Here is a 14,989-nt window from a genome sequence, read left to right as displayed (position 1 = left end):
ACCTTTTTGTAGGATACATGTAGTGTACAGAAAGTATTGAAAAAGTGATTTATAGTAGTAATATAAGATTTCGACGAAAGAGCAACTATTTTTATGGTTGCTCTTTTTGTTGTGAAAGAAGGTGAGTAATATGAAGTGATTTGATGGATTAATAGGTCTTTAGCTTCTAGTTATATTTAGTAAAGTAGTAGTTTTACAGGCGAAAATAATAGAAAAATAAGGAGATGTTTAATGATGAGTTTATTAGCTGCTTCAGTCAAAACAAAGAATTTGCCACAACAGGTATTACGTTGGCAATCAATGGTAGAAAGCGAATGTTCTGCACAAGGTGTACCTGAGTTAGTTCCTTACGTGCTTGGAATTATTATGGTGGAAAGTGGAGGGAATTCTGAAACGACACCTGATATTATGCAGTCTAGTGAATCACAAGGATGGGCAATGAATACAATTAAAAACCCGAAAGATTCAATTTATTACGGAGTGAAGCATTTAAAGGGTGCTTTTGATGATGCGAAGAAAAATGGCATTACAGATTTAAGTGCCATTGTTCAATCGTATAATTTTGGACGAGCTTACCTTCGCTGGTTAGCTTCTAACAATAAACAGCATTCATTACCGGTGGCAGATCTGTATTCTAAAACGGTTGTTGCGCCATCACTTGGAAATACGACCGGTGCTATGGTGAAATATAGTAACCCTATCGCTGTTGCCTACAATGGTGGTTATCGATATAAAAACGGGGGGAATTTCTTCTACTCTGAAATTGTTAAACAATATGTAGATTTTGATGGAGGAACTGGTGGCGGTGACAATAAGCCGTTACAACCAAAAGGACTGGGAATTGCAACGTCTAAATACCCAGAAGGATGGGGCATCAATTTATATAGTGGTCCTGGAAAAGATGCTTGGTTTACAGGTCATGTCATTAATACAAAAATGCCATATTTAATTATAGATGCTGCTTGGTATGGCGGGAATGAAAATATGTTATGTCTAGGTTGGGAAGCCTGGGCAAAAGAAGAACACTTTGAAGTGCAGTGGTTCCATGCTTACTCAAAATATCCAGCAGGTTATGGTATTAACACATATGATGGTCCAAATGGAAATTATAAAGGAAATGTGGATGGATCTTATCCATATGGTGTTTTTGCGAGAAAAGATGGTTACATTGATATTGGACAAAACACATGGGTAAAAGAAGAACATTTTAATGTAAGGTAATAACAAAGTTTTTTATTATTTGATTTTAAATTATAAATTTTAATATATAGAAAAAATATAAAAGGGTGCTTTTTTAAGTGCCTTTTTATATTACGTATGAATAGAAAGGAAGATTATTATGGCAAAATTTATTTATCCAACAGATACAACGAGAGTAACAAGTGGATTTCGGGGGAGCAGACCAGATCATCATGGGATAGATCTTGCTGAATCGGGCTATCATCCAATTTATGCAGCAGCTAGCGGACGAGTTAGTCGTTCTTATATTTCATCCAGTTATGGTGAATGTATTATGATTGTGCACACTATTGATGGGGTTACATGGGAAACAGTATATGCCCATATGCGTAGCGGTTCTCGAACAGTAAAAGAAGGTGATTATGTTACACAAGGACAAACTATTGGGGTTATGGGGAACACAGGGGATTCTAGTGGTCAACACTTGCATTTTGAATTGCATAAAGGGTCTTGGAACATCAATAAGAGTAATGCTGTGAATCCATTAGACTACTTAGGAAAAGGAGACGGTGGTGGTACAACTGAACCTTCTGATAAACCGCTACAACCAAAAGGGCTGGGAATTGCAACGTCTAAATACCCAGAAGGATGGGGCATCAATTTATATAGTGGTCCTGGAAAAGATGCTTGGTTTACAGGTCATGTCATTAATACAAAAATGCCATATTTAATTATAGATGCTGCTTGGTATGGCGGGAATGAAAATATGTTATGTCTAGGTTGGGAAGCCTGGGCAAAAGAAGAACACTTTGAAGTGCAGTGGTTCCATGCTTACTCAAAATATCCAGCAGGTTATGGTATTAACACATATGATGGTCCAAATGGAAATTATAAAGGAAATGTGGATGGATCTTATCCATATGGTGTTTTTGCGAGAAAAGATGGTTACATTGATATTGGACAAAACACATGGGTAAAAGAAGAGCATTTTAATGTAAGATAATATCTTTAAATCAGCATGTATTAAGTAGGATGAAAAAACTTGTTATCATACCTCTTGAGATGAGAGTAATATCTGTAAAATGCTGGGCGGAATATAGAGTGCGATTTTTGAAAGAGCAACTGATGTAAAAAGTTGCTCTTTTTCTTTTTTTGAATGTGAGGACCATAACCCATTATATAGAATATGGCCTGTCTGAGGATTTAGTTTCTAGATGTACTTAATAATTCAGTGGAATTTTAAATGATAAAAAATAAAAAAGGAGATAATCAGTAATGGAAATTAGAAAAAAATTAGTGGATCCAAGTAAATATGGTATAAAGTGTCCCAATACAATGACACCAGAATTCATCACAGTACATAATACGTACAATGATGCATCAGCAGAAAATGAGATATTGTATATGATTGGGAATAATAATTCAGTGTCGTTTCATGTTGCAGTAGATGACAAAGAAGCAGTACAAGGTATTCTGTTTGATCGTAATGCTTGGCATGCAGGTGATGGTAACGGAAATGGTAATCGTAAATCTATCGGAGTGGAAATTTGCTATTCTCTAAGCGGTGGGGATAGATATTACAAGGCGGAGGATAATGCAGCAATTGTTATTGCTCAGTTAATGAAACAATTCAATATACCGATTAGTAATGTACGTACACATAAATCGTGGAGTGGAAAGCATTGCCCACATCGAATGCTCGATGAAGGAAGAGTGGATCAATTCATTGAGAAGATAAACAAAGCATTTAATGAAGATAACAATAAACCACTACAACCAAAAGGGCTGGGAATTGCAACGTCTAAATACCCAGAAGGATGGGGCATCAATTTATATAGTGGTCCTGGAAAAGATGCTTGGTTCACAGGTCATGTCATTAATACAAAAATGCCATATTTAATTATAGATGCTGCTTGGTATGGTGGGAATGAAAATATGTTATGTCTAGGTTGGGAAGCGTGGGCGAAAGAAGAACACTTTGAAGTAGAGTGGTTCCATGCTTACTCAAAATATCCAGCAGGTTATGGCATTAACACATATGATGGTCCAAATGGAAATTATAAAGGAAATGTGGATGGATCTTATCCATATGGGATTTTTGCAAGAAAAGATGGTTATATCGATATTGGGCAAAACACATGGGTAAAAGAAGAACATTTTAATGTGAGATAAGGATATGAGAGTAGGATCACTCGTATGATTCTCTTTAATTTTTGAAAAGGAGATGAGAACGATGGAAGAACAAATCTTCAATTCAATGATTCAACAAGGAGCATTCGCAGCTTTATTTGTATGGATGCTGTTTACTACGCAAAAAAAGAATGAACAGCGCGAAGAACAATATCAAAAAGTTATTGAAAAAAATCAACAGGTCATTGAAGAACAAGCAAAAGCATTTAGTTCGTTGTCGAAGGATTTATCAGATGTTAAGCGAAAAATCTTGGGGAACGATGATGAGAAATAAAATATGGTATTAAAGTATTTGTCGCATATGCAGGTTCTCAAATAGGAATTCGATTCATATATAGCTAATGAGAAAAAGCCCTAATACCGATAAGTATTGGGGCTTTTTCTCATTAGCTATAGTGAATAAGGTTGTGGTGGATTTTTCAAGAGGAAAGAGTGAATGAAGTCTAATATTAATGTAAATGAAATGAAACTTTGAATGCTGCTTAGTTATAACATAGTTTTATTCAGAATTTTGTTAGTTCATTTTCTAAATTTAGGGAATAAATATAGTTTAGTACCTTGCAATAAACAATACTAAGTGGTATATTATGGATAAAACAGGTACCGTGTATTGAACAGTACTAAGATAGGAAAGGAGGATGGCACTTGAACGTTCAATTTAAAAAAGGTGTGCTTGAACTTTGTGTATTAGCACTTGTAAAACGTAAAGATAGTTACGGTTATGAACTTGTTCAGCAAATTTCTAATAAATTTTTAATATCGGAAGGATCAGTATACCCTTTATTACGTCGTTTGACGAAAGAAGGGTATTTTCAAACGTATTTAAAGGAATCTACGGAAGGGCCACCTCGTAAATATTATCAATTAACAGAGCAAGGGGAGACGCAATTTCATTTGTTAGTAACAGAATGGCGTGATTTTGCGAAAGGGGTACAAGAAATTATTGAAGGGGTGGAATGGGATGAGTAAAGAAGGGTTTCTTAAAGAATTATCAAGTTATCTTAGAAAGTTACCAGAGGAAGAGAGGCAAGATATTTTATTGGATTATGAAGAGCACTTTCAGTTTGGACTAGAAGAGGGGAAAACTGAATCGGAAATAATACAGGGCCTTGGTTCTCCGAAAGTAATCGCGAAAGAATTACTTGCGATGTATCGCTTCGATGAAATGAAAAAAAATCCATCGACTTCAAATGTGACAAGAGCTGTTATGGCAGCCATTGGACTTAGTTTGTTTAATTTTATTATTGTGTTAGGCCCGTTAGTCGCAATTATTGCTTTTATATTTTCTTTTTGGATCGGTGGTATTGCTAGTGTAGTAACACCATTTTTCGTTATTGGAAAAGTATTTATGGGTACTTTTATATGGTTGGATCTTTTCGTTAGTATAACGTTTGTTGGAGTAGGTTTATTGTTATGTATTATCGCTTTTTATAGTACAAAGTGGTTTAAGAGATTGTGTGTACGATATGTAATATGGAACTTCAAAATGATAAAAGGAGAGTAAATGATGAAAAAACTATTTTTAATCGCTATCGCTTGTATCATTATTGGAGTAATAGGAATTTCCCAAACATATGAAAAAGCAGTACAAACTGCTGAAAAAGGCGATAAAGAAAATGTAATTAAAAACGAAACATTAAAAAATATAGAAGTTAAGTTAGATGCCGGGGATATTATTGTCCAAAAATCTCCTGACTCTTCTTTTTATGTAAAGCAATCGGGAGATGTACGTAAACAAGAGATTCGTATCGCAGAAAATGGTGACACATTAAAAATTATTGGGGAAAGAGAAAAAGGTGCTTCATTTGATTTTTCTTTTTACGATTTTAGGTTTCAAACGTCTAAATTGACTCTACTTGTGCCCGAACGCTCTTACCAAGATGTAAAAGTAAATTCATCTGCTGGACAAATCGAAATGAGTGATGTGAAAAGTGATAGCGTAAGTGTTAGAACACTTGCTGGAGAAGTAGAGTTGAAACAAGTAACGGCTAAGAATGTGGAGGGATCGACAAAAGCTGGTGAGGTGAACTTTAAGAAGGTATTAGGGAAAGTGACCGCAAAAACAACAAGTGGGGAAATAAATATTCAAGATCATGATTCTAAATATAATCTAGAAGCAAGTTCAACTGCGGGAGATATAGATATTACTTTATCGGAAAAACCACAAGATGCGGTAATTACTGGGCAAAGTGCTGCGGGAGATGTAACGATTTTTAATGAAGAAAATAAAAATGTAACAATTGGAAATGGTAGTAAAAAGATTAGCGGTAAAACGGCTGCGGGAGATGTGACGATTGAAACTCGTTAATAAGAAATAGAATGCATGGAAATCTATCAAAATACAAAAAGAAGATAATTACCGTATATAAATAAGGTAATTATCTTCTTTTTGTTATTTTTAATGTAAATCACGATATACGCCAATTACTTTCCCGATAACTGACACTTGTTTTAAAATGATAGGTTCTAATGAAGAGTTTTCTGGTTGTAGACGGAAATGGTCTTTTTCTTTATAGAAACGTTTAACTGTTGCTTCGTTATCCTCTGTTAAAGCGACTACAATTTCACCATTATATGCAGACTGCTGTTGGCGAACAACAACTAAATCTCCATCGAAAATACCAGCTTCAATCATACTATCTCCAGAAATACGTAACATGAACACTTGGTCTGCTCCAGCAACAATACTAGCTGGAAGTGGGAAATGTTCTTCTACGCTTTCGACCGCTGTAATTGGTAAGCCAGCAGTGACTTTTCCGACAATTGGAACTTGAATAACAGATTGTGTTTCCGTATCCATTCGGTCTTCACCTAAAATTTCAATGGCACGTGGTTTTGTTGGATCGCGTCGAATGTATCCTTTTTCTTCTAATCGTGATAAATGTCCGTGCACTGTAGAACTAGAAGCGAGGCCGACTGCTTGACCAATTTCACGTACGGAAGGTGGATATCCTTTTTCTTGTACTTTTAGCTTAATAAAGTCGAGAATGTCTTGCTGGCGTTTCGTTAACTTTTCCATGTTTTCTAACACCTCGTTTTCTTTCATTTTTCTTATTAATAAGTATAACATGTGAAAAAACATTCTACAAACATAAGTTCGAACAAATGGCGGATTTATGTTACACTATAGGGAAATAATAGGGAGAAAGAGGGGTTCAAAATGAATGCAATTATTTATGCACGTGTGAGTACAACGAAAGAAGCGCAAGAAACATCATTATTACGTCAAAAAGATGAATTATTGCATTTAGCTGAGCGCTATCAAATGAATGTTACTAAGGTGATTGAAGAGCAGGCTAGTGGATATACAATTGAACGTGACGGTATATTGGAGGTGTTGGATACAATTCGAGACGAACAAATTGATGTGTTACTTATACAAGATGAAACGCGTCTTGGTAGAGGAAATGCGAAGATCGCGTTAATGCATTGTTTACATAAAGAAGGCATAAAAGTATATACGCATACACATAATGGTGAATTACAATTGTCGGATTCTGATTCAATGGTATTAGATATTATTGGTATTGTTGAAGAATATCAAAGAAAGATTCATAATTTGAAAATTAAACGAGGTATGCAACGTGCAGTAGAAAAAGGTTATCGTCCAGAAAAAAATTTAAAAAATCGTCATTTAAGTGTAGGAAGAGAGAAAAAAGAAGTGCCAATTGAGGAAATTGTACGTTTGCGAAAAAGTGAACTCACGTTTGAAGAAATTGCAGCAACATTACGTGGATTTGGTCATAATGTTTCAAAGGCGACTGTACATCGTAGATATGTAGAGTATACGAAGCAATTGCTTGATAAAGAAGAGTAACTATTGTATGATAATAATCAGTTTTGATTAGAAGGGGGATTCGAGATGATTAATCACGAACTCGTTGAACGCATTAACTTCTTAGCGAAAAAAGCAAAAGCTGAAGGTTTAACTGAAGAAGAGCAACGTGAGCGTCAATCGCTACGTGAACAATATTTAAAAGGATTTCGTCAAAATATGTTAAACGAACTTAAAGGTATTAAAGTTGTTAACGAAGAAGGTACAGATGTTACACCGACGAAATTAAAAGCTTTAAAAAAGCAAGATAATGCAAAATTAAATTAAAAGATGGGCGAAGCCCATCTTTTTTATATGTAAAAATCGTTATTTAATAACTTTCCAGTTGTTATTAACTGTTGCTTCTATCGTTTTATGTTCCAATATATAATTAGCGATAAGTTCAGACATATCTGTGGGTATATCTTTTACTACCGGTTTGTTTTGAAACATAAAGAAATTTCCCCCGCCACTTGCACGATAATTATTCATTACAACGTCATATTCTTCATTCATATTAAGAGGAGCACTGTTATGCTGTAAAGATTCTACTCTTTCACCAATTGGTTTTGAAATGTTTAATACGTATGAAATCCCTTCCCACATATCATAATTATAATGTTGTGGCTTTGGTTCTATGTAGGTAGGACTTACGGTGATGGATCCATCTGTTTTTAATGTGAAATAAGAAGCAGAGAGTTCAAGAGCATTTTTTATGTCCGCTCCAGTTATTCTAATTACTTTTAATGTGTTTGGATAAATATAATTAGAAACGATGTCACGCATTGTTACATGTTCCGGGAAACCTGGAGATGTATTATGGAACAAACTTGTACAAGAAATTGATACATTAGCTATATCCATCTGTATTTTATTTATGAATTCGATAAAAGGATGATCATGCAAACGAGTTTGCATAGCATCTGAAATTTGCATATCCCCCTGAATGATTCCAATAGGTTGATCAAGCCACTTTTGTGTTTTCTCTTCGTAATCGGCTACCAATGAAAGTACATCTTGGTCAGCCTCAACTCCTTGTACAGATAATAATTCAGAAGAACTCTCTTTTTTAACCCATTTATGTTTTGTTTTTTCGAATGTTATTTTTACTTTTACAACTGAGTTTCCATTACATCCGGTCTGTAAAATTGTTACACCGTTAGCCATTGTGTGAGCAATTTCCCGGTGTTGGTGGCCTGTTAATAAAATATCTATGTCTTCAATTTCATGGCACATTGCATATCCTTGGTTTTCTCCTGTTAAAACTTCAGTCGGTACCCCGGTTTGTAAATCTCGTTCAACTCCCCCGTGATACGCTACGACTAGTAAATCTGGTTTCTCATGTTTGCGAATGTAAGAAACCCACTTTTTCGTTGTTTCTAATGCATCTTCAAATTGTAAGTCTTTAATGTGATGGGGTTGTTCCCAATTGGTAATGTAGTGCGTTGTCACCCCTAAAATAGCGATTTTTATATTGGATTCAATCTGTTTGATTATATAAGGTTTTCCGAAATAAGGTTTCTTTATGTTTTTATCTAAAATGTTTGCTGATAGGTACGGGAAGTTCGCAGTAGTCACAGCGTTATTTAATATACCCATCCCGTAATTAAACTCATGATTGCCGATAATTGCAGCGTCATACTGTAAGTAATTTGCTAATAAGGACATTGGGTTTTTTTTGTTTTTTTCGTATGTAACATAATGATAAGTAAATGGTGTTCCTTGAATAAAGTCGCCATTATCAATTAAAAGAACGTTTGTATTTTGGGAACGTTCTTTTTTTATAAGAGTAGAAATTTTAGCTAAACCAAGTTCTGCTGGGGAGTTATCTTGGTAGTGAATAGGATAAACAGTGCCATGTATATCGCTTGTTAATAAGATGTTTAAAGTTACAGTTTGATTTTGTTCCAATATGACTCACCTTTTCTAGTGTTATCTTCCAATTCATCATATCAAATATGTGAAGAGAATTTTAATGTGAGTGTATAGAATGTGTAAAGATTCTGTAAATAATCAATTATTTGTAAAAATATGTGATATATTTCTTCATGTTTATGAAAGGTTATTTTATAACAATGAAAAATGGAGGCATTAATATGTTGAAAAAAGTTTTTGCAATGAGCACAACAGTTGTACTAGCAGCGGGATTATTAAGTGGCTGTGGAACGAAGGAATCAAGTGCAAGTAAAAATGCAGATACGAAAAAAGGGTATGTACCGAAGACTTTAAATGTTCAATTTGTTCCTTCTCAAAATGCAGATACGTTAGAGGCGAAGGCAAAACCGCTTGAGAAGCTATTAAGTGATAAGTTAAATATTCCAGTAAAAGTTAGTATTTCAACGAACTACAATACAATTGTAGAAGCGATGGCATCTAAACAAGTAGATGTAGGATTTTTACCGCCAACAGCGTACGTATTAGCACATGAAAAGAAGGCTGCAAATGTAATTTTACAAGCACAACGTTTTGGAGTAGAGGATGAAACAGGAGCTCCTACAAAAGATTTAGTAGATTATTATAAATCTGAGTTTGTTGTTAAAAAAGACTCTAATATAAATAGTGTAAAAGATTTAAAAGGTAAAAAGATTGGTTATCAAGATGTAACATCATCAGCAGGGTATGTATGGCCTGCAGCTGTTCTATTAAAAGAGGGAATTGATCCGTTAAAAGATGTGAAACCTGTTACATTAAAAGGTCACGATCAGTCGCTTATTGCTCTTTTAAATGGTGACGTAGATGCAGCTGTTGTATTCCAAGATGCTCGTAATATTGTAAAAAAAGATTATCCGAATATATTCGAGCAAACGAAAATAGTGAAATTTACGGAGAAAATTCCAAACGATACGATTTCGGTACGTTCTGATTTAGATGAAGAGTGGAGCAAGAAATTACAGGATGCTTTCATTGAAATTGGAAAAAATGAGGAAGGTCACAAAATCATTAAAGAAGTATATTCACATGAAGGATATGTTAAATCTGATGATAGTAAATTTGACATCGTTCGTGAATATGGGAAGAAAGTAAAAACGCAATAATACATATGGAAATGGCAGCTAGCTGAAAGGGAATGTTTTCAGTTAGTTTGCCGTTTTGAATACATAGAAGGTAGGTAAGATGTGTGATAGAATTTCGAAATGTCTCCAAAGTGTATCCAAATGGTACAAAAGGATTGAATAATATAAACTTGAAAATTCAAAAAGGTGAGTTTGTTGTAATGGTAGGGCTGTCCGGAGCTGGAAAGTCTACACTTCTAAAATCGGTAAATCGTCTTCATGAGATTACAGAAGGCGAAATCATGATTGAATGTGAGTCTATTACTGCTGCAAAAGGAAAAGATTTACGACGTATGCGCCGGGATATTGGTATGATCTTTCAAAGTTTTAACCTTGTAAAGCGATCAACAGTATTGAAGAATGTATTAGCTGGCCGTGTTGGATATCATTCGACATTGCGTACAACGTTAGGTTTGTTTCCGAAAGAGGATGTGGAGCTCGCATTTCAAGCGTTAAAAAGAGTGAATATTTTAGAAAAAGCATATGCACGTGCTGATGAATTATCAGGAGGACAACAACAACGTGTATCGATAGCTAGAGCATTGGCGCAAGAAGCAAAAATCATATTGGCAGATGAACCTGTTGCGTCGTTAGATCCGCTAACAACAAAGCAAGTATTAGATGATTTAAAGAAAATTAATGAAGATTTTGGAATTACAACAATTGTAAACTTACATTCTATTGCTTTAGCTAGGCAATATGCGACGCGTATTATTGGATTACATGCAGGCGAAATTGTTTTTGATGGTTTAGTAGAAGCAGCAACGGATGAAAAGTTTGCTGAAATTTATGGTGACGTAGCACAGAAAAGTGAATTGTTAGAGGTGGCAGCTAAATGAATGATGTGACGATATATTCGAAGTCGATACCGAAGCCGCCGAGTAAGTTAAAACATATGTTAACGTTTATTCTATTCATTTTACTGTTGTGGGGAAGTAGTATACAGGTCGACGCATCATTTTCAAAGCTAGTAGTTGGTTTTCCTAATATAATGGATTTGTTAAAAGAAATGGTGCCGCCAGATTGGAGTTATTTTCAAGTTATTACAACAGCAATGTTAGATACAATACGTATGGCGATTATTGGGACGACTTTAGGAGCGATTTTAGCTATTCCACTTGCACTGTTTGCGGCAAGTAATGTGTTTACTAGTACATTTTTATACAGTCCAGCTCGATTGATTTTAAATTTTATTCGAACGATACCAGATTTATTATTAGCGGCAATTTTCGTAGCTATTTTTGGAATAGGACCACTTCCGGGTATTTTAGCTCTTACTTTTTTCTCAATTGGGCTCGTGGCGAAATTGTTGTATGAATCAATTGAATCAATTGACCCTGGCCCACTAGAAGCGATGACAGCTGTAGGGGCTAATAAGGTGCAATGGATTGTTTATGGAGTCATTCCACAAGTAAAAGCACACTTTGTTTCCTATGTACTATATACATTTGAGGTGAATGTACGGGCAGCGGCTGTCCTAGGTTTAGTAGGAGCAGGTGGTATTGGACTATATTATGATCGTACACTTGGATTTTTACAATATCAACAAACTGCATCTATTATCATCTATACTCTTGTTGTTGTATTGGTAATTGATTATGTAAGTACATTGTTGCGGGAGAAATTATAATGAGTAAAACGACGATAATCGTACCAAAACCGAAGAAACCGAGTGTGTATCGCTCGTTTATTTTTATAGCACTTACATTTGTTTATATATGGGCTTTTTCAGGAGTACCGCTAGAGGGAATAAAGGAAACGGCGGGAGAAATTACAAAAGCAATTATGACAGGGATATTGAGTCCAGACTGGTCGTATGTATCTTTGCCAGATGGTGAAGATTTATTACATGGATTAATTGATACGTTGGCAATTGCGATATTAGGTACATTTATTTCTGCATTTTTATCTGTTCCGTTTGCCTTTTGGGCGGCAACGAATATGAGTAGTGGAAAATTAACTTCAGGATCTGGGAAAATTGTACTTAGTTTTGTTCGTACGTTTCCTGAATTAGTTATGGCTCTTTTATTTATAAAAGCTGTTGGTCCAGGCTCTTTTGCAGGAGTATTAGCCTTAGGATTGCATTCTATTGGAATGTTAGGAAAACTATATTCAGAAGGAATTGAAAACATAGATAAAGGACCGACGGAAGCGTTACTAGCAACAGGAGCAAATCGTTTTCAAATACTTTGGTATGCGGTGTTACCGCAAGTGTTACCAGATTTTCTATCGTATACGTTATACAGATTTGAAATTAATGTACGATCCGCTGCAATTTTAGGGGTTATTGGAGCAGGAGGGATTGGTACACCTTTAATTTTTGCGCTGAGTTCACGGAATTGGTCTCGTGTTGGTATTATTTTATTAGGTATTATTTTAATGGTAATTATAATTGATTTGATTTCAAGCTCGATTCGGAAACGGATTGTTTAACTTATTTGAAAAGCATCGAAGTTAGATGCTTTTTTATGTTTTTAAAAACTTATTTAAAAAAGTAAGTATAGAAGGAATTTGTATAAATATACAGATAATTCCCTTTCTTTTTAAAATAAAAATAATGAAAAAGTATGTCATATTGAATGCCCATACATTCCCGGAAACATTGATTTTTTTATAAAAAATCAAAAAAATATCAACATATTTGTCGATACATGTTGTATAATCTTGCGTGGGAAGCTATCATATAAATGTATAAAACGTTTACTAATATAAGCGAAGGGAAGAATAGCATGTCACATTCAATCGAACAACTTTCTATCAACACGATTCGCACATTATCCATCGATGCGATTGAAAAAGCAAACTCTGGTCACCCAGGAATGCCAATGGGTGCAGCACCAATGGCTTATACATTATGGACTCAATTTATGAAACACAATCCAAATAACCCAACGTGGTTTAACCGTGATCGTTTCGTATTATCTGCAGGTCATGGTTCAATGTTATTATACAGTCTACTTCACCTATCTGGTTATGATGTAACAATGGATGACTTAAAGAACTTCCGTCAATGGGGAAGCAAAACTCCAGGACATCCTGAGTACGGTCATACAGCTGGTGTAGATGCAACGACTGGTCCACTTGGACAAGGTATTGCAACTGCTGTAGGTATGGCAATGGCTGAAAGACATTTAGCTGCTAAATATAACCGTGATGCGTATAATGTAGTAGATCATTATACATACGCTATTTGTGGTGATGGAGATTTAATGGAGGGCGTTTCTGCTGAAGCATCTTCATTAGCTGCTCATTTACAATTAGGTCGTCTTGTTGTGCTTTACGATTCAAACGATATTTCATTAGATGGCGATTTAAATCGTTCATTCTCTGAAAGTGTAGAAGATCGTTACAAAGCATACGGATGGCAAGTAATCCGTGTTGAGGATGGAAACGATATTGAAGCAATCGCGAAAGCAATTGAAGAAGCGAAAGCTGACGAAAAACGCCCAACGCTAATTGAAGTAAGAACGACAATTGGTTTCGGTTCTCCAAACAAATCAGGAAAATCAGCTTCACATGGTTCTCCACTTGGTGTAGAAGAAACAAAATTAACGAAAGAAGCATATGCTTGGACTGCTGAGCAAGACTTCCACGTAGCAGAAGAAGTATATGACAACTTCCGTAAAACAGTACAAGATGTTGGTGAAACTGCGCAAGCTGAGTGGAACACGATGCTAGGTGAATATGCACAAGCATACCCAGAATTAGCAAACGAATTCCAAGCAGCAATGAACGGTCAACTTCCAGAAGGTTGGGAGCAAAACTTACCGACTTATGAATTAGGATCAAAAGCAGCAACTCGTAATTCTTCTGGTGCTGTAATTAATGCAATTGCAGAGTCTGTACCATCATTCTTCGGTGGATCTGCTGACCTTGCTGGTTCTAACAAAACATACATGAATAACGAAAAAGACTTTACAAGAGATGATTACAGCGGTAAAAACATTTGGTACGGTGTACGTGAGTTCGCAATGGGTGCAGCAATGAACGGTATTGCACTACATGGTGGTTTAAAAACTTACGGTGGTACGTTCTTCGTATTCTCTGATTACTTACGTCCAGCAATTCGCCTTGCAGCATTAATGCAATTGCCAGTAACGTATGTATTCACACATGACAGTATCGCTGTTGGTGAAGATGGTCCAACACATGAACCAATCGAGCAATTAGCAGCGCTTCGTGCAATGCCAAACGTTTCTGTTATTCGTCCTGCTGATGGTAACGAATCTGTTGCAGCTTGGAGACTAGCTTTAGAATCTACAAACAAACCAACTGCTTTAGTATTAACTCGTCAAGACCTTCCAACATTAGAAGGTGCAAAAGATGATACGTATGAAAAAGTAGCAAAAGGTGCATATGTAGTTTCTGCAAGCAAGAAAGAAACGGCTGATGTAATCTTACTTGCAACTGGATCTGAAGTAAGCCTAGCTGTTGAAGCTCAAAAAGCATTAGCAGTAGACGGCGTTGACGCAGCTGTTGTCAGCATGCCATCTATGGATCGCTTCGAAGCTCAAACTGCAGAGTACAAAGAATCTGTATTACCAAAAGCAGTAACAAAACGTTTCGCAATCGAAATGGGTGCTACATTCGGATGGCACCGTTACGTAGGTCTTGAAGGAGATGTGTTAGGTATCGATACATTCGGTGCTTCTGCTCCTGGTGAGAAGATTATGGAAGAGTATGGATTTACTGTAGAGAACGTTGTTCGTAAAGTAAAAGAAATGCTTTAATGATTTCAGAAAAATCTCTCCGG

16 protein-coding genes are annotated in these 14,989 nt (G+C 35.7%); 14 read left to right on the top strand and 2 right to left on the bottom strand.

The window, feature by feature from the left end; translation table 11 throughout:
* Positions 1 to 234 precede the first annotated feature (234 nt).
* The 7 genes from NST90_RS17285 (at position 235) to NST90_RS17255 (ending at position 5,677) form a co-directional block, all read left to right on the top strand.
* On the top strand, positions 235 to 1,221 hold the full coding sequence (locus tag NST90_RS17285) for a lysozyme family protein (RefSeq protein WP_033692154.1): 987 nt from the start codon (positions 235 to 237) through the stop codon (positions 1,219 to 1,221).
* Positions 1,222 to 1,339: 118 nt separating this feature from the next.
* The gene (locus tag NST90_RS17280) at positions 1,340 to 2,182 is read left to right on the top strand and encodes a M23 family metallopeptidase (RefSeq protein ID WP_006920050.1); all 843 of its coding nucleotides are present in this window, start codon (positions 1,340 to 1,342) and stop codon (positions 2,180 to 2,182) included.
* 272 nt (positions 2,183 to 2,454) lie between these two features.
* Positions 2,455 to 3,351 carry an N-acetylmuramoyl-L-alanine amidase gene (locus tag NST90_RS17275; RefSeq protein WP_048536034.1) on the top strand — a complete coding sequence of 299 codons (897 nt, stop codon included), beginning with the start codon at positions 2,455 to 2,457 and terminating at the stop codon, positions 3,349 to 3,351.
* 61 nt (positions 3,352 to 3,412) lie between these two features.
* Entirely contained in the window at positions 3,413 to 3,643 is a 231-nt protein-coding gene (locus NST90_RS17270; protein WP_000392444.1) for a BhlA/UviB family holin-like peptide, read from the top strand.
* A gap of 371 nt (positions 3,644 to 4,014) precedes the next feature.
* On the top strand, positions 4,015 to 4,338 hold the full coding sequence (locus tag NST90_RS17265; RefSeq protein ID WP_001102628.1) for a PadR family transcriptional regulator: 324 nt from the start codon (positions 4,015 to 4,017) through the stop codon (positions 4,336 to 4,338).
* The gene (locus NST90_RS17260; protein WP_000031383.1) at positions 4,331 to 4,873 is read left to right on the top strand and encodes a DUF1700 domain-containing protein; all 543 of its coding nucleotides are present in this window, start codon (positions 4,331 to 4,333) and stop codon (positions 4,871 to 4,873) included. Before NST90_RS17265 ends, NST90_RS17260 begins: the two co-directional genes overlap by 8 nt.
* Positions 4,874 to 5,677 carry a DUF4097 family beta strand repeat-containing protein gene (locus NST90_RS17255; protein WP_048536031.1) on the top strand — a complete coding sequence of 268 codons (804 nt, stop codon included), beginning with the start codon at positions 4,874 to 4,876 and terminating at the stop codon, positions 5,675 to 5,677. It begins immediately after the preceding gene.
* A 90-nt stretch (positions 5,678 to 5,767) separates the two neighbouring features.
* On the opposite strand, the gene lexA is transcribed toward NST90_RS17255, so the two are convergent.
* On the bottom strand, positions 5,768 to 6,388 hold the full coding sequence (lexA, locus tag NST90_RS17250) for a transcriptional repressor LexA (protein ID WP_000413738.1): 621 nt from the start codon (positions 6,386 to 6,388) through the stop codon (positions 5,768 to 5,770).
* 141 nt (positions 6,389 to 6,529) lie between these two features.
* Here lexA and NST90_RS17245 point away from each other — a divergent pair, with 141 nt between their 5' ends.
* Together NST90_RS17245 and NST90_RS17240 are read left to right on the top strand one after the other, a co-directional pair.
* The gene (locus NST90_RS17245; protein WP_000991469.1) at positions 6,530 to 7,186 is read left to right on the top strand and encodes a recombinase family protein; all 657 of its coding nucleotides are present in this window, start codon (positions 6,530 to 6,532) and stop codon (positions 7,184 to 7,186) included.
* Between the two features lie 45 nt (positions 7,187 to 7,231).
* Positions 7,232 to 7,471 carry a DUF896 domain-containing protein gene (locus NST90_RS17240; RefSeq protein WP_000607015.1) on the top strand — a complete coding sequence of 80 codons (240 nt, stop codon included), beginning with the start codon at positions 7,232 to 7,234 and terminating at the stop codon, positions 7,469 to 7,471.
* A 39-nt stretch (positions 7,472 to 7,510) separates the two neighbouring features.
* Here NST90_RS17240 and NST90_RS17235 read toward each other — a convergent pair whose 3' ends face one another.
* Positions 7,511 to 9,094: a bifunctional metallophosphatase/5'-nucleotidase gene (locus NST90_RS17235; protein WP_283748123.1), complete on the bottom strand. Its 1,584-nt coding sequence runs from the start codon at positions 9,092 to 9,094 to the stop codon at positions 7,511 to 7,513.
* Positions 9,095 to 9,279: 185 nt separating this feature from the next.
* Between NST90_RS17235 and NST90_RS17230 the strand changes: the two genes are divergently transcribed.
* The 5 genes from NST90_RS17230 (at position 9,280) to tkt (ending at position 14,966) form a co-directional block, all read left to right on the top strand.
* Complete coding sequence (locus tag NST90_RS17230; protein WP_061113401.1) at positions 9,280 to 10,218, top strand: phosphate/phosphite/phosphonate ABC transporter substrate-binding protein; 939 nt, start codon at positions 9,280 to 9,282, stop codon at positions 10,216 to 10,218.
* Between the two features lie 83 nt (positions 10,219 to 10,301).
* Positions 10,302 to 11,075: a phosphonate ABC transporter ATP-binding protein gene (gene phnC / locus NST90_RS17225; protein WP_000569244.1), complete on the top strand. Its 774-nt coding sequence runs from the start codon at positions 10,302 to 10,304 to the stop codon at positions 11,073 to 11,075.
* Entirely contained in the window at positions 11,072 to 11,866 is a 795-nt protein-coding gene (gene phnE / locus NST90_RS17220; RefSeq protein ID WP_001000763.1) for a phosphonate ABC transporter, permease protein PhnE, read from the top strand. The genes phnC and phnE (NST90_RS17220) overlap by 4 nt, the downstream gene beginning before the upstream one ends.
* Positions 11,866 to 12,669: a phosphonate ABC transporter, permease protein PhnE gene (gene phnE / locus NST90_RS17215; protein ID WP_000047893.1), complete on the top strand. Its 804-nt coding sequence runs from the start codon at positions 11,866 to 11,868 to the stop codon at positions 12,667 to 12,669. The genes phnE (NST90_RS17220) and phnE (NST90_RS17215) overlap by 1 nt, the downstream gene beginning before the upstream one ends.
* Positions 12,670 to 12,965: 296 nt before the next feature.
* A complete protein-coding gene (gene tkt, locus NST90_RS17210) occupies positions 12,966 to 14,966 on the top strand; it encodes a transketolase (protein WP_000019766.1) in 2,001 nt (666 codons plus the stop codon).
* Positions 14,967 to 14,989 lie beyond the last annotated feature (23 nt).

This window comes from Bacillus sp. FSL E2-8900 (assembly GCF_037966225.1).
Taxonomy (GTDB): Bacteria; Bacillota; Bacilli; order Bacillales; family Bacillaceae_G; genus Bacillus_A; species Bacillus_A cereus.
Note: the sequence above shows the minus strand (reverse complement) of the source record. Positions and strands in the feature narration are given on the sequence as shown.